We start from the raw sequence: 24049 nt of genomic DNA on the forward strand, positions 1-24049 counted from the left end.
ACGTCACGGCCGCGGTGACGGCGCCGGTGCGAGCAGCGGATCGGCGCTCAGCGAGTCGGTCGTGTCGACTTGCCGCTCCGGCGGCACGTTGCGGCCGAGCTTGCCGGCGCTGATCGCGATCGCGGCCGGGTTCACGCAGGGCGCCTTGACGACGGTCACATTGGCCGTCGCGGCGTCGCTCCCGACGACGATGATCTGCTGGCCGGTCGTGAGCGTGTACGCCGTCGGCCCGACCTGCACGGTGACGTCGCCGGCGGTGCAGTCGGCGCAGTAGAAGTCGGTCCCGCGCGGTCCGGCGACCAAGTAGCCTTCGGTGCCGCGCACCGCGACCTGCGCCGTCGGCGTCACGAACACGTAGTTCGCGTGCGCGCCGGCGGGGTGCCGGATCGTGAAATGGATCGCGCCCAGCTCGACCGTCAACGTCGTCGGCTTCTCACTCGCGAGCGCGTTGAAGGCGCCGACGCGGACCCGTGCCCGCGCGCCGATGTCGACGGTCGAGGAGTCCGGCAGCCGCAGCAGCGCTCGGGAGTCGGCCAGCGTCACCGCGAGCGCGTCGTCCGGGACGACGAGACTCCCGGCGATCGGCCGGAACGGCTCGTCCGCAAGCTGATATTCGACCGTCCCGCGCACGCGCGCCAGCTCCTTGTCGCCTGCTGCCGCTTGCGCCTGAACGGCCGGTAGGGCGACGAGCAACGCGCACATCACCAGCAGCGGCGTCCGTCCCACGCTGGTCCGCTTCTGCCGCTCGCACTCGTCCCCTGCGGCGCCGGCCGACGTCTAGCGCCGGCGCAGCCCGATCGGCGCGCTGCCGGGGTCGAGGTAGAGCGTTCCGTTCGCGTAGTCGAACGTCGGCGTGAAGTACGAGAGCACGAACACGCCCAGGTTTCCCGCCTCCGTCCAGGACGAGAGCGCGCCGCTCTTCATGTCGGTGAACGCGCACGGCATGCCGTCGATGGTGCGGCCGCCGAGCGCGAAGCGGCGCAAGCGCTCGATGCGCGCCGTGTTCTCGCCGCCGGTGCCGTGCCCGATCACCACCCGCCCGGCCGGATAGCGCGCGAACATTCCCGTGCGACGTAAGAAGTCGCCGAACAAGAGCAGCACGCCGCCGTTGCCCGTGTCGACGCCGAACAGCCCGCGGTGTCCGTCGGCGGACGCTTCGGTCAACGGCATGTCCTCCTGGAACCTGATCGGAACGGCGCTGCCGGATCCGCGGTGCGCGAACGCGTCGAGCGGGGTGAGCGTCACCCGGCGTGCGTGGAAGTCGAGGCGCGTCGCGAACCGTTCGAAGACCTCCAGGCCGAGGATGCCGGCGATCGGCGCTCTCCCGCGGCCGCGGTCGGAGAACGCGGGCGGATAGGGGATGACGAGCATCGGCTGATCGCGCAGCTCGGCCGCGCCCAGGCGGATCGAGCGCACGCGTGCGTACTGCACCGCGATCGTCCCGGCGCCCGAACCGCCGGTCACGCCGGCGCCGGCCGGCCGCAGCCCGAGGGCCGTCGCCGTCTGCGTGGTGAGGATCGCGTGGCCGCCGGTGTCGAGGATGAAGAGCATCGGCGGGTGGCCGTCGATCGACGCCCACACCATCATCACCGCGCCGTCGAGCACCATCGGCACCGAGGCCGTCCGCGCGCCGCCGAGCATCACCGGCGCGCCCGTCGGACGGGGGCGCGTGAAATCGGACGCGTGCACGCTCGGCCGCACGGTGTAGCGGCTCACGTCGAAGACGTAGCCGTCCTCGGGCTCGTGCAGCGTCCCCGCCGCGATGGTGAACGGCAGGACGACGTCGCCGACGGTGCGATAGTCGTTGTAGCGCGTCACCGCGGTCGTCGTGGGCAGCCGTTCCGAAACGCTGGCGGGTAAGAACGTACGCGCGTCGACGGCCAGCTCGGCGGGCGTGCCGCCCGGCGGCACGATCCGCAGGACCGTCACCGCGCGGCCGTCCTCGATCCGCGTGCCCGCGCAGGTGATGCGCGCCGCCGGCTGCGGATCGAGATAGGCGCGCCGGGTCAGATATTCCATGGTGATCGCGCGTCGGCGCGGGAACCAGGCGTCGTAGGCGTGGACGCCGCCCGAAACGTCCTGCGACCACCAGTGCCGGCCGTCGTCGATCTCGGCCGACGGGCCCATGACCGCGATCGAGAAGCGGCGAGCCGTCCGTCCGTCGCGCAGGTCGTCGTCGAAGCGGGCCGTGCCGTGCAGGCCGGACACCGTCGCGCGGCCGCGCGCGGTCAGTTGCGCGATCGCGTTCCAATGGTCGCCGCTCGCCGCGCGCACGTGGGCGAGCGTGACGGCGGCGCAAGCGGGGAGCGGCGGCGGAGCGAGGGCCATGCGCTCACTCTAGCCGCCCGCGCGGTGGTCGATCTAGAAGATCTTTAGCGCGCGAACGCCCGGCGGTACGCCGCCGGCGCCAAGCCGAGCGTGCCGGCAAAGGTGCGCGTCAGGTGGCTCTGGTCGCTGAACCCGCAGGCCTGCGCGATGCCGGCCAGCGAGGCGTCCGAGGCTACCAGCAAGGCCGAGGCGCGGTCCAGCCGCGCCCGGCGGCGGAACGCGCCGGGCGTCGTGCCGAGCACACGCCGGAACTCGCGGCAGAAGTGCGTTTGGTGGAGCCCGGCCATCCGCGCCGCATCGCGCAGCGGCGCCGGCCCGGCCCACTCGAACGCGTCGAGCGTGTGCCGCAGCCACCCCGGCAGCGCCGCCGCACCGTGCGGCTCGCGGAGCGCGCGCGCGCGACGCAGCGCGACCTCGTCGAACTCGACGTTGAGACAGCGCGTCGCGCGGGTGAAGTAGTCGGCGTGCTCTTCGTGCGGATCGTGCAGGACGACCGTGCCCGCCGGACAGACGCGCGGCACGCCGTCGCGCACCTCGGTGTAAGCGCCTTCGAGGACGATCGTCGCGAACGCGATCCCGTGGTGATGGTAGCGCAGCGTGCTTCTCGCGGCGTGCTCGGTCGTGAAGGTACGTGGGCGATCGGCCATGCTCTCCGGTTGATACGCGGCGGCGCCCGGCGAGTTTCGCCGGGCGCCGGGCATCGCTAGCGGGTCGCCAGCTCCAGCTCGAACGTCCGCCCCGGGGCCGGGTAGCCGAAGATCGGCGCGTAGCGCGCATTGGCGAGGTCGCGGACGCGCGCGGTCAGGACGGCCGTGCGCGCCAGCCGGTAGCGCACGTACGCGTCGGCGCTGGTATAGGCGTCGAACGGGTCGGCGTACGGCGCCGCGTTCGTCGCGTTGTAATTCGGCACGTCCGCGGTCTGGCCGACGACCCGCACGCGCGCCCCGTAGGCCAGCGCTCCGCCGTCGAACGGACGCTCGAGCCCCACCGTCGCGATGATCGGCGGCGTGTTCGGCAGGCGCAAGCCGGTGCTCGTGTCGAGCGCGCGGTAGACGTCGGTGACGCCCGCCGTCAGCCGCAGGTGGCCGAACGCGGGCGTCGCCGCGTTCAGCTGCAGCCCGTTGACGGACGCGCGCGAGGCGTTGAAGGGAACGAAGGTCGTCGGATTGTCGACGATCAGGTTCGAGCCGTCGCGTCCGAAGTAGCCCAGGCTCAGGTTCGCCAACGCCGGGAACGCCAGCGTGGCGTCGTAGTCGGTCAGCTTCTCCGGCAGCAGCGACGGGTTGGCGTAGCCGGGATAGTACAGCTCGTCGAGCGTCGGAACGCGGTACGCCTCGCCGACGTTGGCGCTCAGCCGCGCGGCGCCCAGTGCCAGCTTCGCGCCGAACGACGGCGCCGCGACGCTGCCGTTGGGAGCGTCGTGCTCGGCGCGCAGCCCCGCCACCAGTCGCAGCGCGCCGGTGGCGTCGTAGCCCACTTGCGCGTAGGCGGCGGCTTGCGCGGCGCTCGCCCCGACGGCCGGCTCGGGCGCTTCGATGGGTTCGCCGGGGAAGGTCAGCACCGCGCTCTCGCGCGCGACGTCGAGCCCGGCCACCAGGTCGGTGCGCGCGCCGCTCGTGGTATAGCGCAGCGAGGCTTGCGTGCGCGCGTCGTCGGTGTCTTGCGCGCCCTGGCCCAGGCCGTAGTCGTAGTCGAGCAGCTGCGTGCTTCCGCTCAGCGAGAGGCTCAGCGTGCTCGGGCCGGCGGTGTGCGCGATGTCGAGCTGGCCGTCCTCGCGTTGCAAGCCCTGACGCGCATCGGGCGAGAGGAAGCTGAGCGAGCCCGGAACGCCGATGTTCGTCGCCGTGTCGTCGGCCGTCAGCCGCGCCGTCCAGCCGGCGCCGAGCTGCGCGAGGTACGAGAGCCGCACCGCGCTCTGCTGCGCGTCGGCGTTGGTGCGCGTTCCGGCCGGCGTCGCGTTGCCGCCGGCGTACGCGAAGGCCGGGTAGTCGTAGACGTTGTCGGCGACGTGGCGCTCGAACGAGACCAGCAAGCCGCCGGTGCCGAACGCGGCGGCGAGGTCGCGGTCACCCAAGCTGCCGTCCGCGAGACGGAAATAGGACTGCGGCTGGGCGTCGCTGATCACGTTGACGACGCCGCCGGTCGCGCTGGTGCCGTACAGCGTCGAGGCGCCGCTCTCGACCACCTCGATGCGCGAGATCCCGATCGTCGAGAGCGAGCCGACGTCGACGCTGCCGCTGGTGCCGGCGATGATCGGAATGCCGTCTTGCAGGATCAGCGTCTGCTCGGAGGTCGTGCCGCGGATGCCATAGTTGACCTGCGCGCCGAACGGCCCGTACGAGAAGAGGTCGACGCCGGGCACGTTACCCAGCGCGTCGCCGACGGTGCGGTCGCCGAACGCGTCGATCGTCGCGCGGTCGACGACGAACGTCGGACGCGTCGTCGTCGCGAGCGACTCCGGACGCCGGTCGCTGGTGACGACGGCGCCGATCGACGGCGGTGGGGTCGGCGAGGCCGACGGTACGGGAGACGGGGCCGCGGCCCGGGCGGGCGCGGCGGGAGCGAGAGCGCACGCGGCGCCCAGGAGCGCGGCGCTGACGCCGGCGCGAACGGATGGAGACAAGACACCGACCTTATCGCGAGGTGGAGTACAGTGGCCCGCGCGTCGGTATCCTGACTTCGCGGCTCGTCACCCATCGTGCACGCGCCTTCCAGCCTCTCGGCCGTGGCGCGTGCGGGCTCCCCGCTGACAGTGGCGCGACCGTGCCGGATTCTCACCGGCTTCCCGCGCACGCGAACGGCGTGAGCTTCGCACGCCGAGGACGGAGACCTCTTCGCGACGCCGAAGCGCGCGCCGGATGACGACGCTCGTGCTGGGACCGGTTCGCTCGGGAAAGACCGCGCGTGCGCTCGCGCTGGCGCGCGCGAGCGGCAAGCGCGTCGTCGTCGCCGCCACGGCCGCGGTCGATCCGGCCGACGCCGAGATGGTCGACCGCGTCGCGCGCCATCGCCGTGAACGGCCGGCGGACTGGACGCTGGTCGAAACCGCGACGCCCGGCGCGCCCGCGCTGATCGAGCTGCTGCGCGGCAGCGATGCGCAGACGTGCATCCTCGTCGATGCGCTCGGCACGTGGCTGTCCTCCGAGCTGCTGGCGCTGGGCGCCGGGGCCGAGGCCGATGCGGTCGCCGCGTTGGCCACGCTCGACGCGCGCGGCGCCGCGCTCGTCGACGCGGCGGCGCACGCGCGGGCCGACGTCATCGTCGTGGCCGAAGAGACCGGGTGGGGTATCGTCCCGGCAACGCGGCTCGGCCGCCTGTTTCGTGACGCTCAAGGTCGGCTGGTGCGCGCGCTGGCCCAACGGGCCGAACGGGTCGAATTGGTCGTGGCCGGCTTCGCCGTCGACCTGCGCGCGATCGGCAGGCCGGTGGACGCACCGTAACTGCCGAAGACCGAAGGGTGCCCTCGCGCGTTCTCGCCGCCGTGCTGTTGCTCGTGTCGACCGTTCTGGCCGGCGCGCGGCCGGCGCCTGCCGTGGCGGGCGCACAGCGCATCGTCTCGCTCGCTCCCTCGCTGACCGAAGACCTGGGCGCGCTGGGCGTGCTCGACCGTGTCGTCGGCGTGTCCGCCTACAGCGACTTCCCGCCGGCGGCCCGGCGCATCCCGGTCGTCGCGTCGTTCTCGTCGGTCGCCGCCGAACGGCTGTTGGCGCTGCACCCCGACCTGGTCGTCGGGATCGCGGCGCAGCGCGCCATGGTCGCCGACGTGCAGCGCGCCGGCGTGCGCGTGGTGCTGCTGCCCGACGACGACTACGCCAGCATCTTCGCCGACCTGCACGCCCTGGGCGCGCTGGTCGCCGAACCGGCCCGCGCCGCTCGCGTGATCGCCGCGCTGCGCGCCCGAACCGTGTCCCTGGTGCGGAGTGTGCCGCGTCGCGCGCACGCTCCGCGCGTGTTCATGGTGCTCGGCGTCGATCCGACCTTCACCGTCGGGAGCGGGTCCTACATCGCGACGCTGATCGCGATGGCCGGCGGGCGCAACGCCGCCGACCTGCACGCGGCCTACGCGCCCTACAGCGACGAAGCGCTGGTCGTCGCGCAGCCCGACGCGCTGATCGTCGACGGCGCGGTCGGTTTCGCGAGCGTGCGCGGCCGAGCGCCGTGGAGCGACTTGCGCGCGGTGCGCGACGGGCACGTCTACACGCTCGCCGACGCGGCGCTGCTCGAACGGCCCGGGCCGCGCTACAACGAGGGCTTGGCGTGGCTGATCGCGACGCTGCGCGCGGTGCCGACGTGACCGACATGCGCGACGAGCACCGGCGGCTCTATCCGACCGGGCCGCAGGCTCAGCGCGCGCTGGTGGTCGCGGTCGACCTGCAGGACCCGCAGCGTCCGCTGGCGCCGGAGCTGGCCGAGTTCGAGGCGCTCGCCGACGCGGCCGGCGCGCAGATCGTCGGCGAGGTCGTGCAGAAGCTGCCGCACGTCGATCCGGCGACGCTGGTCGGCAGCGGCAAGGCCCGCGAGATCGCCGAGCGCGCCGAGGAGCTGAAAGCAGACGTGCTGTTCGTCTTCAACGACCTGCGGCCGCGCCAGCGCACCAACCTCGAGAAGGTGGTGCCGTTGCCGATCGTCGACCGCACGATGCTGATCCTGGACATCTTCGCCCAGCACGCGCGTTCGCGCGAAGGGCAGCTGCAGGTCGAGCTGGCGCAGCTGCGCTATCGCCAGTCGAACTTGATCGGCGCCGGCGCCGCGCTCTCGCGGCTGGGCGGCGGCGTCGGCACGCGCGGCCCCGGCGAAACGAAGCTCGAGACCGACCGTCGCCGGATCGCGCAGCGGGTGACGCTGCTCGAGCGTCAGCTCGACGACGTGCGGCGCCAACGCGAGACGCGGCGCAGCGGGCGCGGCGGCGATCCGTTCGTGGCGCTGGTCGGCTACACCAACGTCGGGAAGTCCTCGCTGCTCAACCGCTTGGCGGGAAGCGCCGAGCGCGACCGCGCCTTCGTCGCCGACCAGCCGTTCGCGACGCTCGACCCGACGCTGCGGCGCGCCTACATCGCGCCGGGCGTCAACGTGCGGCTGGCCGACACGGTCGGCTTCATCACCGCGCTGCCGCACGAGCTGGTCAACGCCTTCCGCGCCACCCTCGAAGAGCTCGACGCGGCCGACCTGCTGCTGCACGTGCACGACGCCGCGAACCCCGACTGGCCGCGACAGAAGGCCTCGGTCGAGTCGATCTTGCGCGAGCTCGGTCTCGACGAGAAACCGGTGATCGACGTCTTCAACAAGGTCGACCGGCTCGACGCGGCGGCGCGGGCCGCGTTGCCGGCCGATGCGATCGAGGTCAGCGCCGCCAGCGGCGAGGGGATCGAGGCCTTGCGCGCCGCGATCGCGGAGCGGCTGTCATGAGCGCGCGTCGCGCCGCGCGGCTGACCGCGCTCGCGCTCTGCGCCCTCGCCGGGACCGCGTGCGCGCACGCCGCGACGAGCGGCGCGGGCACGGCGACCTCCGCGCCGCCCGCCGTCGCGTCGAAGGATCGCTTCGTCCAGCTCTACGAGAAGCTGCACCCCGCCGTCGTGCTGTTCACCATGAAGATCCCGGCCGACGACCCGAAACGCAAGGGCCAGTGGGACGAGGCCTACGGCAGCGGCGTCGTGGTCGAGAGCGGCGCGTGGGGTTCGCGCATCCTGACCGACGCGCACGTCGTCGCCGACGCGCGCGATCTGGTCGCGATCGTCGGCGACGGCCCGCGCGCGCACGCCAAGGTCGTCGCGACCACCGGCGAGGACGAGGACCTCGCTATCGTCGACGTCCCGATTCGGAACCGGCCGGTGGCCGCGCTCGGCGCGAGCACGAGCGTCGAACCCGGCACGCCGATCGGCGTGCTGGGCTACCCGATCCCGGATGCGTTCGAGGACGAGAAGCTCGGCCGCACCGTCTCGCTCTACACCGGCCGCGTCGCCAGCGTGCGCAAGGGCTCGCTCGAGCTCGACGTTCCGATCATCCCCGGCGAGAGCGGCGGCCCCGTCTTCGACGAGTCCAACGGCGTCGTCATCGGCATCGCCGAGTCGCGCTTCGAGGAAGAGCGCGCGATCGGCTTCGCCACGCCGATCGACGAGGCGACGCGCTTCCTCGCCGCCCACCCGCGCGTCGTCGAGGCCCGCCGCCGCTGACGCGGCGCACCGCATAACCTGCTATACTCCGGTCACGACGGTACCGGTCGCGCCGAGAGGCGGTGTGGGTATGGTGCGATGCTGTGTCTTGGTTTGCGGCATCGGCGCGGCCTTGGCCACGGCGGCGCTGGCGGTCGGCCCCGAGCCGGAGCCGCTCCCGGTGCGTATCGAGCGCCTCGACCTGCAGATCAACAACCTGGAGCTGAAGATCCAGAGTACGCCGGCGTTGCCGGCCGCCGCACCGTTGCAGCGCGAGGTGCAGAGCTTGCAGAGCTCGGCGCGCGCGGTCGAGGCGCAGGCCGCGCAGGACCCGGCGGCCGCGGCCCGGAGCGTCGACGACCTGCAGCACCGCGCGGACGACGACGAAAGCAATCTCGACCAAACGCCGGCGCCGACGACCGCTCCGACGCCGGGCGGCCAGAGCGTCCCGCTGGCCCCGCCGACGACCGTGCCCGAGCCGCCGACCCTCGGCTACGACACCGGCGACTTCCCGAACTACCCGCCGTGCACCGGCGCGCCCAGCGACAGCACCGAGGCGAGCGCATCCGCGTCCGAGGCGACGCGACCGGCGCTGCGAGTCGGCGACGTCGCGGAAACGCTGGCGATGACCGGGATCGGGACGATCTCGGAGCTGCCGGGCGTCGACGAGCTCACGCTGATCTACAATATGGCCGACGTCGCTCGCGAGACGGCCGCGTACGGCGTCGACGCGGCGAGCGACGATCTCACCGCGCACCTGCTCGTCATGCGCAAGGAGAGCGCCGACCTGCAGCGCTTCTTCGCGGCGGAGCGGCGCTACCCGAAAGGCTCGCCGGAGTACGAACGCTACCGCGCGCAGTATCGTGACGCGATTCGCGCCCACTTGGTCCAAGAGAATGCCGCGCTGCCCAAGGGCGAGACGTGGCAGTTCATGCGCGCCGCGGTCACCTCGTCTCCCGAGATCGTCATGCACGAGCGCACGATGCTCGCGCAAGGGGTGGCCGAGAATCTGGTCGGGCTCGCGCTCCCGTTCATCCCGGGCGAGAAGTACGTCAACCCGGAAGAGATCCTGCCGGAAGATCTCAAGGCCGCGCGCAGCGTGAAGGACGCGCTCTCGCGCCATGCCTGGCGCGAGTTCGACGGGCTCGACGCCGCGCAGAAGTTCGTGGCCGAGCTGCTCGAGGACAAGATCACCAAGTACGCCGTCTCATGGGTGTTCAACCGCGACGGGACGCCGGTCGAGCTGCACCAGTACCTGCACGGCGCGTGCGTCGACTCGTCGGTCGTCGCGTACGAGAGGGCACCGTGGGAAAGCGCCCCGATCCATTCCGTCGTCTACGCGCCCGAGGTGGTGCGCAACGCGCCGTCGGTTCAAGTCGTGCAAGTCGCGCCGGTCGCCGCGGGGGCACCGCTCGCCGTCGCCGCACCGGTCGCCGTCGCCGCCGCGCCGGTCGCGACGGCGGCCGCGGCGTCGACGCCCGCGGTCACGGAAACCGCCGCGCCGGGCACGACCTCCTCGACGCCGGTCCAGCAGAGCCGCGTCCTCGGAGATCGGTGGGGCGCGTCGAGCGAGCGGCATTCCCCCACCTGCGCGAGCAGCCCCACCTGCGGGGTGTTGATCCAGCTCAGCAGCCATCCGACGATCGCGGGACGTGTGTTCGACGGAAGAGGCCTGTGAGCGCGCGGTGGGCGCTCTGGCCCTGGCTCGCCGTCGGCGTGACCGTGCTGTCGTTCGCGTGGTGGCACAGCGCGCGAACGCCGCACCCGCCGCCGCCCGATGGCGGCGTGGCGAACGTCGCGTTCTCGCTCGCCGGACGGCCCGGCCAGATCACGCTGCGCCGCATCCTCACGCCGGCCGACTTCGACCGGCTGGGCACCGCGCCGTCCGACGACTTCGACATCGACGGCGGCGGGCGCGTCGTCTTTGCCGACGCCGGCACCGTGTTCGCGCTGGTGCCGACCGAGCGCGCCGTCCTGGCGGTCCCGCTCGCGCACGTCGCGGGGCTGCGCGGCGTGGCGGTCGACGGCAGCGACGCGCTGCTGCTGTTGACCGCGTCGAGCCTGTCCGGCTATCGCGGCGGCGCGGTGCAGTCGCTGCTGCCGTTCCCGGCCGGTGCGCCGATCAGCCGCATCGCCGGCTCCGTCGACCGGCGGCGCGTCTACCTGTACGGCTCGGCGGCACTCGACGGGACGTTCGCGCACCGCGTCGTCGAGATCAGCGCCGACGGTACCGTCCGCAGCCTGGTCGAGGTCGACGAACCGGTCACCGCGGTCACCGACGTCGCGGGGTCGCTCTACTTCGCGACCATGCACGCCATCTACCGATGGCACGACGCGCACCTGCAAGTCGTCATTCGGCTCCCGTCCGCCGTGCGCGTGCGCTCGATCGCCGCCGCGCCGGGCGTGTTATACTTCTCGACGGACGACGAGGTCTACGCGCTCAAGGGTTTGGTCGCGGTCTCGATCGTGCGCCGGCTGGGCGGGGCGGTCCGCAGCTACCGCGGTTCGCTCTACGTCCTCGACGCGCGCCGCAAGTGTTTGGTGCAGCTGAACGGCATGCAGTATCTCTGAGCGACCGCAGCCTCCTCGCGGATCGACGGGTCCAAGACGACCATGAGGAGATCGGGGCCGCTCGGCCTGCCCAGCGCGGTGTGGTGGTCGGCCTGGACGTTCGTCGGGCTGGTGGGGTTCTCGCGCGTCTCGTTCGGGCTGTTGCTCCCGTTCGTCAAGCACGACTTTCCGGGGACGTACTCGCTCTACGGTCTGGTCGCGGCGGCGAACTTCGCCGGCTACCTGGTCGCGCTGATCGCGATGATGTTCGTTCCGCCGGCCTGGCAGCGCCGGCGCGTCAACACCGTCGCGCTCGTCTTCATCGCGCTCACGCTGGCGGCGTCGGGTCTGGCGCCGGAGCTGCGCAGCCTCGCGGCGGCGCGCTTCGTCAACGGGCTGGCGCAAGGCGTCGCGACCATGCTGACGATCGGGCTCGCGCTCTCGGTCGTGCCGCCCGCGCTGCGTGGCCGCGCGTCGGGGATCTTGTGGGGCGGAGGGGGCGTCGGGATCGCGCTCTCGGGGGCGGTGCTGCCGATCGCGGCGGCGCACGCCGGCGGCTGGCGCGTCATCTGGGTCGCGATGGCCGTCGTCGCCGCGATCGGGATCGTCGGCTTGCACCGCGCGCTGCCGGAGCGAACGGTCACGCAAGCGACGGCCGCCAGCACGCGCAGCGATCGCGTCGCGCTGGTGATCCTGGCCGCGCAGTACACGCTCTTCGGGCTCGCCTTCGCCAGCTATTTCACCTATGCGCCGGCCTACGCGCACGCGCTGCTGGCGAGCGCCCTCGCGCTGGCGATCGCGTGGGTGCTGCTGGGCTGCGCGTCCGCGGTCGGGTCCGATCTGTGGGGCCGCGCGCTCGACCGTTCGCGGCGCGGTGCGACCCTCGCGCTGTGCATGGCGCTGGGCGGCGTCGGCGCGCTCTCGCTGGTATGGGGCGGACTGGTCGGCGCGATCGTCAGCGCCGTGCTCGTCGGCAGCAGCTCCGTCGGCGGACCGGCGCAGACCTCGGCGCTGACGCGCCGCTACGCCGGCGCGAACGAATACGTGCGCGCGCTGAGCGTCATCACGACCTCGTTCGCGGTCGGCCAGACTCTGGGCGCGCCGGTGGGCGGCGTCATCGCCGACGCGTCCGGTCTCGCCGGCGCGATCGTCTTCAGCGCCGCGATCTTCTTCGCCGGCGCGCTCGCGGCGTGGCCGATCGTCACCCGCGCCCGGCGCGCCGCGGCTAGTGTGTGATGCCGACGTTGATGTGCAGGCGCGGGCGCGAGCGGTCGCCGATCCAGCGCGCGGGCGGGATGCGCCACCAGCGGGCCAGCGTGTCGAGCTGCGGCGCGTACGTGGCGCGGCGCTCGGCGAAGGCCGGCCACGCTTTTTCCAGCGGCTGCAGCGGCGCGCCCGCCTCGCGGAGCTCGTTGTAGGCGGCTTCGAACTCGGGCGGCTCGACGCCGACGGCCTGCGTCGTATCGAGGCGGAAGAAGCCGGTGAAGTCGCGCACCAGGTGCGTGCCCAGCCGCAGCGTGATGACGGCTTGACCGTAGTTGTCGATGTCGAGCGTGGTGATGAGCAGCGTCGAGGCGTCGAGGATCGCGCCCAGCGTGCCGATCCAGGACTCGTCGTCGTGACTGGAACGAAAGTACGTCAGCGACGGGTACGCCAGGTGCGTCTCGAGGACTTCGGCGATCCAGTGCTGCGCCTCGCGCAAGATCGGCGAGACGTCGTCGAGCAGCCCGAGCTTGACGTGGCGCAGCACGAACTCGAGGCCGCTGGGCGGCGCTCCCGTGCGCTCGGAGATCGAGACGATGAACGACTCGCGGCGCTGGAACGCCGCGAAGGTTTGGAACAGGAAGGTCGTCACGATCGCGAACGTGCCCAGCCCCGCGGCGCCGGCGATCAGCGAGAAGAGGCGCGTCGGAATCATCATCGGGGCGAAGTCGCCGTAGCCGATCGTCAGCAGCGAGGTGCCCGCGTAGTAGATCGCGCTGGGGAGATCGGGATGGGGATGGATCTGCGCGCGCAACGCCCAGAACACCAGGCCGAAGCCGAGGATCTCGAGCGCGACCCACACGACCAGCAGCGAGACCAGCAGTGCGGGCGCGAACATTCCGAGCACGTCCTCACGCCGTTCGGGGTCGTTGATGCGCAGCGCGACCGCGCGCCACGTCCGCCAGCCCAGGCGCGAGATGCGCGTGCTCGGACGGTAGCGACCGCCGATGGCGCGCGGCACGATGACCGACAGGAACAGGTCGCCGACCGAGATCACGACGATCGCGAGGCCGGCGAGTCCCGCCAGGACGTCGAGCGCGGTCAGTGCGGAACGCCGGTCACCGACGCGAGTCCGATCGGACCCACGTCACTGACCTGGTCCTTGTGTACGACGACTTGTGCCGAGTAGGACTGATAGCCGGGCGAGCTGATCTCGATCGTCTGTGTGCCGGTCGGCACGTCGAGCAGGCGGAACCCGCCTTTGTCGGCCGGCGAGATGCGGATCGTGCGCAAGCCGATGGTGACCTGCGCCGCCGGGACGGGCAAGGTCGGGTCGTTTGCTTCGACGATGCGACCGACCACCGTGCCGGTGTCGGTGACACCCTGGCCGTTGGGGTTGTCACACCCTTTCGCGCCCAACAAGACGACCGCGGCTCCGAGACCGAGGACGGAGGCGACGCGCGTGAACTTCGTGTATATGGTCAGGTCGTGTCTCCCTCTGGAATCGGGTATGGACCCGTCGCGATCTACCTGGCGCTGGCGTTCCTCGCCGCCCTGGCGTTCTGTCTCCTGCCCGGCCTGCTCGGCCGCCGCAAACCGAACCCGGTGAAGTCCGAAGCGTACGAGTGCGGCGTCGAGCCGACGTCCGACGTCTCCGGCCGCTTCCCTGTTCGATTCTACGTCATCGCCATGCTGTTCGTCGTCTTCGACGTCGAGGCGGCCTCGTTCTATCCGTGGGCGGTGCAGATGCACGCGCTGCGGGTGTTCGGGTTGGCCGAGATGGTGAGCTTCGTGATCGTCCTGGCCATCGGGTACGCCTACGTCTGGAAGCGAGGCGGTTTCCAATGGCGCTAGGTAGCGGCGGAGATTTTCTTCTCACCACCGTCGACTCGGTCGCTCGCTGGGCGCAATCCTCCAGCGTCTGGCCGCTCACCATGGGCTTGGCCTGCTGCGCGATCGAGATGATGACCGCGACCGCGCCCGAGTACGACATCGCGCGCTTGGGCTCGGAAGTCTTCCGGGCCTCGCCGCGCCAGGCCGACCTGATGATCGTCTCCGGCCGGGTTTCCAAGAAGATGGGCCCGATCGTGAAGCGTCTCTACGACCAGATGGCCGACCCCAAGTGGGTGATCTCGATGGGCGCCTGCGCCTCGAGCGGCGGCGTCTTCGACAACTACGCGATCATCCAAGGCGTCGACACCGTCATCCCGGTCGACGTCTACGTCCCCGGCTGCCCGCCCACGCCCGACGGCCTGCTCTACGCGGTCAACTTGATCCAACAGCAGATCAAGCAAGGTGGCCGCGGCGGCATCCTGGCGCGAGCGTAACCGATGCCCAGCTCGCAGACCCCACCGCCCGGCTCGACGGCCGTCGATCCGACCGCGGTCCGGCCGACCATCGCCGACGCGCGCATCCTGCGCGTCACGCCCGACGCGCTGATCGCGACGCTGCGGGAGCTCAAGGCGCAAGGCTTCTCCCAGCTGACCGACATCGGCGGCGTCGACTACCTCGAGCGTGAGCCGCGCTTCGACGTCGTCTACCATCTGCTCGCGCTGCCGACGCGCGAGTCCAGCATCGGCGACGTCGGCGCGCCGGCGCGCGTACGCGTGCTGTGCGGCGTGGACGTGGATCAGGAAGTCCCGACCGCGGTCGCGCTGTGGCCGGCCGCCGACTGGGCCGAGCGCGAAGTCTTCGACTTGTTCGGGATCCGCTTCCAAGATCACCCCGACATGCGCCGCATCCAGATGCCCGACGACTGGGAAGGCTACCCGCTGCGCAAGGACTACCCGCTGCGCGGCCCGGCCAGCGAACGCACGCCGCGGCCTTCGTTCGCGCTCAAGTCGAACGTCGCCGCCGGCACGCCCGCTTCCGGCCGCGCCGCCGCCGCCCTGCAGAAGCAGCTGCTCGAAGCGCGCAGCCGCGAAGTGAAGACGGCCGCCGAAGCGGGTCGAACGGCCCAGACCGGCGTGCACCCCGGCGCCAGCGTGACCGCCGGCGACGCCAGCGCGAAAGAATTGGCCGAACGCCCCGTCAACCTGAACACGAAGGACAACGCGTGAGCACGATCGCGCCGTCAACCGCCGGCTACGCCGTCGACGTCGTCGAGAGCACCGATGGACGCATGGTCCTCTCGATGGGCCCGCAGCACCCCTCGACGCACGGCGTGCTGCAAGTCATCACCGAGATCGAAGGCGAGATCGTCACCAAGGCCTCGCCCGAGATCGGCTACCTGCACACCGGCATCGAGAAGAGCGCCGAGAACCTGTTCTGGTCGCAGGCGTCCACCGTCATCGAGCGGATGGACTACCTCTCGCCGCTGACCAACGCCCTCTGCTACTACCTGGCGGTCGAGAAGCTGCTGGGCATCGACGGACAGATCCCCGAGCGCGCGCAGCAGATCCGCGTGCTGCTCTCCGAGCTCTCGCGCATCGCCTCGCACTGCGTGTGGCTGGGCACCGGCGGCATCGACCTGGGCGCGCTGACCGGTTTCTTCTACGCCTTCGACCTGCGCGAGCGCATCCTGGATCTGTTCGAGGCCTCGGGCGGCGCGCGCATGCACCCCAACTACCTGCGCGTGGGCGGCCTCGCGCAAGACCTGCCCAAGGGATTCCTCGACAAGCTCGACGGCGTCATCGCGATGTACGAGCCGCGCATGCGCGACCTGCGCGGCCTGCTGCAGAAGAACCCGATCCTGCAAGACCGCATGATCGACGTCGGCATCCTCGAGGCCGAGGACGCCGTCGCGTGGGGGATGACCGGGCCGATCCTGCGCGCGGCCGGGATCGCGTACGACGTGCGCAAGGCGTTCCCGTACAGCGGTTACGACCGCTACGAGTTCGACGTCCCGACCCGCACCGAAGGCGACGCCTACGCGCGCTTCCTGGTCCGGCTGGACGAGATGGACGAAGCGATGCGGATCATCCGCCAGGTGCGCAAGGAGCTCGACACGCCCGGCAACTGGCAGATGACCGACACCAAGTTCGCGCCGCCGCCGAAAGAGACGATCGCGCTCTCGATGGAGGCGCTGATCCATCATTTCAAGCTCGTCTCCGAATCGTTCCGCGTGCCGGCCGGCGACGTCTACCAGGCCGTCGAGGGCCCGCGCGGCGAGCTCGGCTACTACGTCGTCTCGAACGGCGACAACCGGCCGTGGCGCGTGCGCACGCGGCCGCCGTCGATGTACAACCTGCAGGTCCTCAAGAAGATCGCGCTGGGCGAGCTGATCGCCGACATGGTCGTCATGATCGGTTCGCTCGATCCGGTCTTCGGCGAGGTCGATCGCTAACCGATCGCCGCGCCACGTGTCACCGTATGCTCTCGGCGCCGGCCTTGCAGACCGTCGCGTCCTGATCGCCCGTGCCGCCGCTGCAGCCGACGGCGCCGATGATGTGTCCGTTCTCGACCAGCGGGAAGCCGCCGGGCGAGGCGACCAGACCCGGATCGAGCGTGGACACGTACGGGTGCCCGCTCTCCTCGGCGTTGTAGAAGACGCGGCTCTCGCGCCGGAAGCGCGCGGCGGTGCGCGCTTTGCCTTGCGAGATCGCGATCGAGGCGTACTGGACGTCGTCCATCCGGTAGAAGTAGACCAGCTCGCCGTGCGGGTCGACGACGCTGATCGCGAACGCCCAGGACGGATGCTTCGCCGCTTCGGCGAGCACCGCGTCGACGACGCGCGCCGCGCGCGCGGCGGTGATCGACGGACCGTAGGGGATCGCGAACGGCATGCGGTCGGGCGTGCCGCCGGCCGGCGCGGGCGTCGGCACTTGCGCGGCGACGGGGTGGGCCAGCAGCAACGCGGCGCCGGCCAGCGCGGAGATCGTGAACAGGCGCATGGCAACCCTCCGCGGCGCCGCTTCGCACAGCTCGCTTGCTTCGCCTTCCGGCGGCGCCCCGCTTTGACGCATCGTCCGAAGGCCCCGCGGCTTTTTCATACGAAGGCCGTCAAGTCAATGTCGCGCGCCGCAGCACACGTATCGCATCTCGAAGGACAGGGTCGGTGAGTACGCAGGCAGACGCCGCCATCGGCGTGCATCCGGGTTCAGACGCCGTCGCCGACTGGTCGCCGCACCTGCTGCGTCCCGGTCATCCGTTCGACGAGCTGTACGCGCGCTTGCGGCCGGAGATCGACGCGACCCTCGCCCAGTACGAGCAGAAGCGCTCGGCGCTGCTGCCGATGGCCCACTTGTTCCAGGAGCACGAGGGCTACGTCTCCGCCAACGCGGTGGCCGTCATCGCGCACACGCTCGAGGAGACGCTGGCCACCGTCGAGTCGACGCTCTCGTTCTACACGCTGTTCTTCCGGCGCCCGGTCGGCAAGTACATGGTGCAGGTCTGCCGCAACCTCTCGTGCCTGCTCAACGGCGCGCAAGAGATTCTCGACCATTGCCGCGCGAAGATCGGCGTGGCGCACTTGGAGACGACCGACGACGGCGTCTTCTCGTACGAGGAAGTCGAGTGTCTGGCGGCCTGCGACCGCGCGCCGTGCGCGCAGGTCAACCTCGAGTTCGTCTACGACCTGACGAAGGAGAAGGTCGACCAGCTGCTGGCCGACCTGCGCGCGGGAACGCACGCGATCCAGCCGCTGGCGCAGACCGTCAAGCCCGGGCGCACCTGGAAAGTCGCGCAGGACACCGGGCTCAAGGCGCCCGGCGCGCGCGGCGTGAGCGATCCCAACAACGCCGGCGGCATCGGCGACCCCAGCGGCATCACGATGTTCGACCTGATCGTCGGCAAGCCGCAGTACGAAGAGCGGTCGAAGGAACGCCTCGTCCACGAAACGACGCTGCGCCCCGAACTCGCCGAGGACGGACACCACTAGCCATGAGCGACCTCGTTACTGCTGTTCTCACCAAGGGGATTGGGCAGCTCAACCTGCGCGACATCGACGTGTATCGTCAGCAGGGTGGTTACGAGCAGTTGACGCGGGCGATGGCGATGGAACCGAAGGCCGTCGCCGATCTGTGCAGCGGATCGAACTTGCGTGGCCGCGGCGGCGCGGGCTTCCCGACCGGCCGCAAGTGGTCGTTCTTGCCGAACAACGGGCGGCCGCGCTACATGGTCTGCAACTGCGACGAGGCGGAGCCCGGCACGTTCAAGGACCACATGCTGCTCGAGGAGACCCCGCACCAGATCATCGAGGGGATCCTGATCGGCGCGTACGCGATCGGCTGCGAGCACGCCTACATCTACATCCGCGGCGAGTTCAAGCGCGGCTACCAGATCATGCGCGACGCCGTCGCGCAGGCGCGCGCGGCCGGCTTCATCGGCGAGAACGTCTGCGGCAGCGGCAAACGGCTCGAGTTCACCATCCACCGCGGCGCCGGCGCGTACATCTGCGGCGAGGAGACGGGGCTGCTCAACTCGCTCGAAGGACGGCGCGGCGAGCCGCGCCTCAAGCCGCCGTTCCCGGCGGTCAAGGGACTCTACGGCGAGCCGACCGTCGTCAACAACGTCGAGACGCTGGCCTACCTGCCGTACATCATGAAGAACGGCGCCGAGTGGTTCGCCAAGGTCGGACCGGAGCGTTCGCCGGGCTACAAGGTCGTCTCGATCTCCGGTCACGTCGTCAAGCCCGGCAACTACGAGGTGCCGCTCGGCACGACGCTGCGCCAGCTGATCTGGGAGTGCGCGGGCGGCTTGCGCCCCGGCCGCACGTTCATGGGCGTGCAGCCCGGCGGCGGTTCGTCGGCGTGCCTGTTCGAAGAGCACCTCGACCTGGCGTACGACTTCGACACGATGGCCAAAGCCGGCTCGATGCTCGGGTCGGGCGCGATGGTCGTCTTCGACGACACCACCGACTTCGTGATCGCCGCGTACTCGCTGATCCGCTTCTACGCGCACGAGTCGTGCGGGCAGTGCACGCCGTGCCGCGAAGGCGGGAACTGGATCCAGCGCACGCTGGAACGGCTGCTGGCCGGCGGCGGCGTCGAGTCGGACGTCGACGTGATCGTCAGCGCCGCGCACCAGCTGACCGGCCTCAATCTGTGCGCGCTGGGCGACTCGATCGAACCGTTCCTGGCCTCGGTCATCAAACGCTACGAGCACCAGTTCCGCGCCTACGTGCGCTCGCCCGAAGAGAGAGTCGCCGTATAGTGTCCGCGACCGCCGTGCCGACCGACCTGGTCACCGTCACCATCGACGGCGTCGCCGTGCAGGTCCCCAAGGGGACGCTGCTGGTCGAGGCCGCCAAGACGATCCACCGCGACATCCCGGTCTACTGCTACCACGAGAAGCTCGGCCCGGCTGGGCTGTGCCGCATCTGCTTGGTCGAGATCGAAGGGATGCCCAAGCTGCAGATCGCGTGCAACACGCCGGTCACCGACGGCATGGTCGTGCACACGACCAACCCCAAGGTCGACGACGGCCGGCGTGCGATCCTCGAGTTCTTCCTGTTGAACCACCCGCTGGACTGCCCGATCTGCGACAAGGGCGGCGAGTGCGATCTGCAAGACTACTCGATGGCTTACGGCCAAGGCGCCTCGCGAATGGTCGAGTCGAAGCTGCCCAAGCCCAAGGCGGTCGATCTCGGCCCGACGATCGTGCTCGACGAAGAGCGCTGCATCGTCTGCCAGCGCTGCGTGCGCTTCGACCAGATCATCACGCAGGAGAGCTCGCTGCGCACCGACGACCGGGGCGCGCACACGATCATCGCGACGGCGACCGGCAAGCCGTACGTCTCCGACTTCACCGGCAACGTCACCGAGCTGTGCCCGGTCGGCGCGCTGACCTCGAAGACGTACCGCTTCCGCTCGCGGCCGTGGGACAACCACCGCACGACGACGACCTGCGCGCAGTGCAGCGTCGGCTGCCAGATGTACGTCGACGAGCGCAACAACACGTTGCTGCGCACGATGAGCGTCCCCGAGGACGACGCCATTTCGGACAGTTGGCTGTGCGACCGCGGGCGCTACAACATCGGCTTCGTCGACGACGAGCGCCGGATCACCACGCCGCTGCTGCGCCAGCCCGACGGGAGCTTCGCCCAGCTCGACTGGGCCGACGCGCTCGACCTCTTGGCGGGCGAGTTGAAGAAGGCCGGCGCGAGCATCGGCGTGATCGGCGGCGGCCGGCTGCTCAACGAAGAGATCCTGCTGGCGGCGGAGCTGTTCCGCGGCTTGGGGACGCAGAACCTCGACGCCCGCGTCGGCGCGCAGTCGGTCGTGCGGTCGGCGCAGAGCGTCACCCACGTCGACGTCGAGCGAGCGCAGACGATCGTCACCATCGGCCGGCCGCCTTCACAGCTCGCGCCGGTGCTCGACCTGCGCGTGCGCAAGGCCGTCGCGCGCAACGGCGCGCGGCTGATCTCGGCCGGCGACTATCCGGCGAACAGCTTCGTCCCCGAGACGCGCGCGACGACGGCCGATGAGCTGCGGGCCGCGCTGGGAGATGCGCCGGGAACGGTCGTCGTGATCTCCGACGGCGTGCGACGCGAGGCCGATGGGCCGCTGACCGCGGTCCTGCGCGCGCTCCCCGGCGCGACGACGCACTTCCTCGTCCTTCCCGAGACGCCGAACGGGCGCGGCGCCGATGCGCTCGGCTTGCGCCCGGGCAGCGGCGGCCTCGACACGCGCGGGATGCTCGAAGCGGCGCGCGACGGCAAGCTGGCGCTGTTGGCGTTCCTCGGAGCGGACCCGATGCTGCGCTTCCCCGACCGCGCGCTGGCCGAAGCGGCGTTGGACGCGGCGCCGTTCGTCGTCGTCACCGAGCTGTTCATGACCGAGACCGCGCAGCGCGCGAACCTGGTGCTGCCGGTGTGCAGCGCGTTCGAGAAGTCCGGCACGACGACCGATCTGGCCGGCGACGTGCTGCCGGTCGCCGGCGCGGTTCGCGCGCCGGCCGGCGTGCTCGCCGACGGCGACGTCGTCGTCGAGCTGGCCGCGCGCCTGAACGTCCCGCTCTCCGCGCCCGACCGGCTCGACGAGACGGTGCGCGATCTGGTGCGCCGCGCGCCGTCGCAATCGCCCGCGGCCGCGCAACCCGGCGACGCCGGCGCCGCGCGCCCGGCCGAGAACGGCCGGCTGCGCGTCATCGCCGAGAGCGCCAGCTTCACCGGCGGCGGTACGCTGGCCAACGATCCGCGCTTGGGTGCGCTGCGGCTGCGGCCGCGGGTGCGCATCCACCCGGAGACGGCGCGTGCCTGGGCTCTCGCCGACGGCGAGAGCGTCACGGTGAGTTCCGGCAGCGACGCGTCGCTGGCCGATCTGACCGTCGTGGTCGACCCGAGCGTCCCGCGCGACGCGGTCGCGCTGCTCGACGGCCTCCCCGCCGCCCCGCTCAACACGCTCGGGGTCAACCCGTCGGTCCGCCTCCTGAAGCCGGCGGTGCTGGCATGAATTCCGTGCCGTTTTGGCTGATCGTTTTGATCAAGGCGGTCGTCGTGTTGGCGGTCGTGATCACGACGTTCGCGTACTCGATGCTGTTCGAGCGCAAGATCATGGGTTGGATGCAGATGCGTCCGGGCCCCAATCGCGTCGGACCGTGGGGGATGCTGCAGCCGGCCGCCGACGCGGTCAAGATGATCTTCAAGGAAGACCTCACGCCGGAGACGGCCGACCCGCTGATCTACCGCATCGCGCCGTTCATCTCGCTGATCTGCGCGATGGGGACGTTCGCCATCATCCCGTTCTCGGCCGGCGGCGACGGAACGCCGTGGTCGGTCGGCAACGTCAACGCGGGCGTGCTGTTCATCTTCGCGCTGACCTCGGTCGGCGTCTACGGCATCTCGCTGGCCGGCTGGTCCTCGGGCTCGAAGTTCCCGCTGCTGGGCGCGGTGCGCTCGACCGCCCAGATGATCTCCTACGAGCTCTCGATGACGATGTCGGTGATCGGCGTGCTGATCCTGGCCGGCTCGACCGCCCTGGACACGATCGTCGACGCGCAGCACCGGCTGTGGTTCATCGTGCCGCAGATCGTCGGCTTCTGCATCTACGTGATCACCGCCGTCGCCGAGACGAACCGCGCCCCGTTCGACCTGGTCGAGGCCGAGACCGAGCTGGTGGGCGGCTTCCACACCGAGTACTCCGGGCTGCGGTTCGGGCTGTTCTTCATCGCCGAGTACCTGAACATGATCACCGTCTCGTGCCTGGCGACGCTGCTCTTCCTGGGCGGTTGGAACGCGCCGTTCGGCATCCCCTCGTTCGGCTTGTGGGGCCTGCTGTGGTTCATCATCAAAGCCGGGTTGTTCTTGTTCTTCTACATCTGGTTGCGCTCGACGCTGCCGCGCTTCCGCTACGACCGCCTGATGGATTTCGGCTGGAAAGTGCTGCTGCCGGTGGCGACGCTCAACCTCGTCGTGACGGCGGCGATCGTCGCCGTGTGGCCTTCGCATGCGTAAGAATCTGTTCAACGTCGGCGCCCTGGCGCGCGGCTTCTCGACGACGTTCAGCTACCTGTTCAAGAAGCGGCCGACGATCGAGTACCCGTCGGTGAAGAAGCAGCACGCGCCGCGCTTCCACGGCCTGCACGAGCTGCGCCGCTACGCCGACGGCAAGGAACGCTGCATCGGCTGCGAGCTGTGCGCGATCGCCTGCCCGGCCAACGCCATCACCGTCATGGGCGCCGAGAACGCGCCGGCCGACCGCCGTTCGCCGGGCGAACGCTACGCGGCGCGCTACGAGATCGACGAGCTGCGCTGCATCTTCTGCGGGCTGTGCGAAGAGGCGTGCCCGACCGACGCCATCGTGCTCACCCCGCGCTTCGAGATGGCCGACTACCGCCGCGGCGCGTTCGTCTACGCCAAGGACCGGCTGCTGGTGCCGCCGGAGGCCGGCGTCGGCACGCCGCCCGACGAGCGCCCCAACGGCATTCCCGCCGATTTGGGCGGCGTGTACCGCGCCAAGGACACGGTCGACATCGCGACCGGCTACGAGGCGACCAACCGCGGTCACATCCTGCGCGACCAGCGCCGAGGGCTGGCCGGATGATCGCGTTCGCGATCCTCGCGATCGTCATGGTCGCCAGCGCCCTCTTCACGATCACCGCGCGCAGGCCGGTGCACTCGGTCGTCGGGCTGCTGGTGAACTTCGTCGCGCTCGCGATCACCTATCTCACGCTGCAGGCCGAGTTCTTGGCCGTCATCCAGATCGTCGTCTACAGCGGCGCGATCCTGATCTTGTTCGTGTTCGTCATCGCGCTGCTCTCGAGCGGCGTCGCGCCGTTCGACATCGGGCCCGACCGCGCCAAGGGCGTCTTGGTCCCGGCGATCGTCTTCGGCGCGCTGATCGTGGCCGGCGTCGTCGCCACGATCGTGCGTTCGCCGGTCACCGTCGCGCCTGGACAACCGGGCGCGACCGGCGACGCCGACGTCTTCGGCAGCGTGGCGAACTTCGGGGTCGCGCTCTTCAACGACAACCTGTTGCCGTTCGAGGCGACCGCGTTCATCCTGCTGGTGGCCGTGATCGGCGTCGTGCTGATCGCCGGCGACGCGGGGCCGGCCGGCGTGATCACCCGCCGCCGCCGCAAGCGTCCGGGCGAGCGCGAGGCGATCGTCAAGGAGTCCGCCGCGCGATGACGGTCGCACCCGAGTACTACGTCGGCCTCTCGGCCGTCCTGTTCAGCATCGGCGTGATCGGCGTGATCGTGCGGCGCAACCCGCTGATCATGCTGATGTCGATCGAGCTGCTGTTCAACGCCGCGAACCTGGCGCTGGTCGCCTACGCGCGCGCGTGGATCGACAACGTCGGCCACATCTTCGCTTTCCTGGTGATCACGGTCGCCGCCGCCGAGGCCGCCATCGGCCTAGCCATCGTGGCCGTGACCTTCCGCAAAACGCCGCACGTGGACGTCGACGACGTCGCGGTCCTGAAGGGCTAGCCGCCGAT

The 24049-nt window shown here is 70.9% G+C and carries 25 protein-coding genes and 1 riboswitch; of the genes, 18 read left to right on the top strand and 7 right to left on the bottom strand.

The window, feature by feature from the left end; genetic code table 11:
- Window positions 1-3 precede the first annotated feature (3 nt).
- The 4 genes from VMD91_02700 to VMD91_02715 are packed head-to-tail and all read right to left on the bottom strand — an operon-like array spanning window position 4 to window position 4951.
- Window positions 4-726: a FecR family protein gene (locus tag VMD91_02700; GenBank protein HTW82961.1), complete on the bottom strand. Its 723-nt coding sequence runs from the start codon at window positions 724-726 to the stop codon at window positions 4-6.
- 51 nt (window positions 727-777) lie between these two features.
- A complete protein-coding gene (locus tag VMD91_02705; GenBank protein ID HTW82962.1) occupies window positions 778-2328 on the bottom strand; it encodes a pepsin/retropepsin-like aspartic protease family protein in 1551 nt (516 codons plus the stop codon).
- A gap of 44 nt (window positions 2329-2372) precedes the next feature.
- Entirely contained in the window at window positions 2373-2975 is a 603-nt protein-coding gene (locus tag VMD91_02710) for a helix-turn-helix transcriptional regulator (GenBank protein HTW82963.1), read from the bottom strand.
- A 56-nt stretch (window positions 2976-3031) separates the two neighbouring features.
- Window positions 3032-4951 (bottom strand): TonB-dependent receptor, encoded by a 1920-nt coding sequence (locus tag VMD91_02715; GenBank protein HTW82964.1) that lies wholly within the window; start codon window positions 4949-4951, stop codon window positions 3032-3034.
- Between the two features lie 22 nt (window positions 4952-4973).
- Window positions 4974-5162: riboswitch (cobalamin riboswitch) on the bottom strand.
- Between the two features lie 24 nt (window positions 5163-5186).
- Here VMD91_02715 and VMD91_02720 point away from each other — a divergent pair.
- From VMD91_02720 to VMD91_02750, 7 genes are all read left to right on the top strand, one after another.
- The gene (locus VMD91_02720) at window positions 5187-5768 is read left to right on the top strand and encodes a bifunctional adenosylcobinamide kinase/adenosylcobinamide-phosphate guanylyltransferase (protein ID HTW82965.1); all 582 of its coding nucleotides are present in this window, start codon (window positions 5187-5189) and stop codon (window positions 5766-5768) included.
- 17 nt (window positions 5769-5785) lie between these two features.
- Window positions 5786-6622, top strand: a complete 837-nt coding sequence (locus VMD91_02725) for a helical backbone metal receptor (protein HTW82966.1) — start codon at window positions 5786-5788, stop codon at window positions 6620-6622.
- Complete coding sequence (hflX, locus tag VMD91_02730; protein HTW82967.1) at window positions 6586-7734, top strand: GTPase HflX; 1149 nt, start codon at window positions 6586-6588, stop codon at window positions 7732-7734. Before VMD91_02725 ends, hflX begins: the two co-directional genes overlap by 37 nt.
- Entirely contained in the window at window positions 7731-8498 is a 768-nt protein-coding gene (locus VMD91_02735; GenBank protein HTW82968.1) for a serine protease, read from the top strand. Before hflX ends, VMD91_02735 begins: the two co-directional genes overlap by 4 nt.
- A gap of 112 nt (window positions 8499-8610) precedes the next feature.
- A complete protein-coding gene (locus VMD91_02740) occupies window positions 8611-10155 on the top strand; it encodes a hypothetical protein (protein ID HTW82969.1) in 1545 nt (514 codons plus the stop codon).
- On the top strand, window positions 10152-11048 hold the full coding sequence (locus tag VMD91_02745; GenBank protein HTW82970.1) for a hypothetical protein: 897 nt from the start codon (window positions 10152-10154) through the stop codon (window positions 11046-11048). The genes VMD91_02740 and VMD91_02745 overlap by 4 nt, the downstream gene beginning before the upstream one ends.
- Window positions 11049-11090: 42 nt before the next feature.
- The gene (locus VMD91_02750) at window positions 11091-12263 is read left to right on the top strand and encodes a YbfB/YjiJ family MFS transporter (GenBank protein HTW82971.1); all 1173 of its coding nucleotides are present in this window, start codon (window positions 11091-11093) and stop codon (window positions 12261-12263) included.
- Here VMD91_02750 and VMD91_02755 read toward each other — a convergent pair.
- Both VMD91_02755 and VMD91_02760 read right to left on the bottom strand, forming a co-directional pair.
- Window positions 12253-13287, bottom strand: a complete 1035-nt coding sequence (locus VMD91_02755) for a potassium channel family protein (GenBank protein HTW82972.1) — start codon at window positions 13285-13287, stop codon at window positions 12253-12255. The genes VMD91_02750 and VMD91_02755 overlap by 11 nt on opposite strands.
- A gap of 44 nt (window positions 13288-13331) precedes the next feature.
- The gene (locus tag VMD91_02760) at window positions 13332-13652 is read right to left on the bottom strand and encodes a carboxypeptidase-like regulatory domain-containing protein (protein HTW82973.1); all 321 of its coding nucleotides are present in this window, start codon (window positions 13650-13652) and stop codon (window positions 13332-13334) included.
- 66 nt (window positions 13653-13718) lie between these two features.
- Here VMD91_02760 and VMD91_02765 point away from each other — a divergent pair, with 66 nt between their 5' ends.
- The 4 genes from VMD91_02765 to nuoD are packed head-to-tail and all read left to right on the top strand — an operon-like array spanning window position 13719 to window position 16515.
- Window positions 13719-14084, top strand: coding sequence for an NADH-quinone oxidoreductase subunit A (locus VMD91_02765; protein HTW82974.1), 366 nt, complete (start codon window positions 13719-13721; stop codon window positions 14082-14084).
- Window positions 14075-14557, top strand: a complete 483-nt coding sequence (locus tag VMD91_02770) for an NADH-quinone oxidoreductase subunit B family protein (GenBank protein HTW82975.1) — start codon at window positions 14075-14077, stop codon at window positions 14555-14557. Before VMD91_02765 ends, VMD91_02770 begins: the two co-directional genes overlap by 10 nt.
- 3 nt (window positions 14558-14560) lie before the next feature.
- The gene (locus tag VMD91_02775; GenBank protein ID HTW82976.1) at window positions 14561-15289 is read left to right on the top strand and encodes an NADH-quinone oxidoreductase subunit C; all 729 of its coding nucleotides are present in this window, start codon (window positions 14561-14563) and stop codon (window positions 15287-15289) included.
- Complete coding sequence (nuoD, locus tag VMD91_02780) at window positions 15286-16515, top strand: NADH dehydrogenase (quinone) subunit D (GenBank protein HTW82977.1); 1230 nt, start codon at window positions 15286-15288, stop codon at window positions 16513-16515. Before VMD91_02775 ends, nuoD begins: the two co-directional genes overlap by 4 nt.
- Before the next feature lie 19 nt (window positions 16516-16534).
- On the opposite strand, the gene VMD91_02785 is transcribed toward nuoD, so the two are convergent.
- Window positions 16535-17062: a heme-binding protein gene (locus VMD91_02785; GenBank protein HTW82978.1), complete on the bottom strand. Its 528-nt coding sequence runs from the start codon at window positions 17060-17062 to the stop codon at window positions 16535-16537.
- Between the two features lie 164 nt (window positions 17063-17226).
- Here VMD91_02785 and VMD91_02790 point away from each other — a divergent pair, with 164 nt between their 5' ends.
- The 7 genes from VMD91_02790 to nuoK are packed head-to-tail and all read left to right on the top strand — an operon-like array spanning window position 17227 to window position 24041.
- Window positions 17227-18048, top strand: coding sequence for an NAD(P)H-dependent oxidoreductase subunit E (locus VMD91_02790; protein ID HTW82979.1), 822 nt, complete (start codon window positions 17227-17229; stop codon window positions 18046-18048).
- Between the two features lie 2 nt (window positions 18049-18050).
- Window positions 18051-19322, top strand: coding sequence for an NADH-quinone oxidoreductase subunit NuoF (gene nuoF, locus VMD91_02795; protein HTW82980.1), 1272 nt, complete (start codon window positions 18051-18053; stop codon window positions 19320-19322).
- A complete protein-coding gene (locus VMD91_02800; protein HTW82981.1) occupies window positions 19322-21562 on the top strand; it encodes a molybdopterin-dependent oxidoreductase in 2241 nt (746 codons plus the stop codon). Before nuoF ends, VMD91_02800 begins: the two co-directional genes overlap by 1 nt.
- Window positions 21559-22563: an NADH-quinone oxidoreductase subunit NuoH gene (nuoH, locus tag VMD91_02805; GenBank protein ID HTW82982.1), complete on the top strand. Its 1005-nt coding sequence runs from the start codon at window positions 21559-21561 to the stop codon at window positions 22561-22563. The genes VMD91_02800 and nuoH overlap by 4 nt, the downstream gene beginning before the upstream one ends.
- Window positions 22556-23152, top strand: coding sequence for an NADH-quinone oxidoreductase subunit NuoI (gene nuoI, locus VMD91_02810; protein HTW82983.1), 597 nt, complete (start codon window positions 22556-22558; stop codon window positions 23150-23152). Before nuoH ends, nuoI begins: the two co-directional genes overlap by 8 nt.
- Complete coding sequence (locus VMD91_02815) at window positions 23149-23739, top strand: NADH-quinone oxidoreductase subunit J (GenBank protein ID HTW82984.1); 591 nt, start codon at window positions 23149-23151, stop codon at window positions 23737-23739. The genes nuoI and VMD91_02815 overlap by 4 nt, the downstream gene beginning before the upstream one ends.
- Window positions 23736-24041 (top strand): NADH-quinone oxidoreductase subunit NuoK, encoded by a 306-nt coding sequence (nuoK, locus tag VMD91_02820; protein HTW82985.1) that lies wholly within the window; start codon window positions 23736-23738, stop codon window positions 24039-24041. The genes VMD91_02815 and nuoK overlap by 4 nt, the downstream gene beginning before the upstream one ends.
- The last annotated feature ends 8 nt before the right edge of the window (window positions 24042-24049 follow it).

This window comes from Candidatus Sulfotelmatobacter sp. (genome assembly GCA_035504415.1).
Lineage (GTDB): Bacteria > Vulcanimicrobiota > Vulcanimicrobiia > Vulcanimicrobiales > Vulcanimicrobiaceae > Vulcanimicrobium.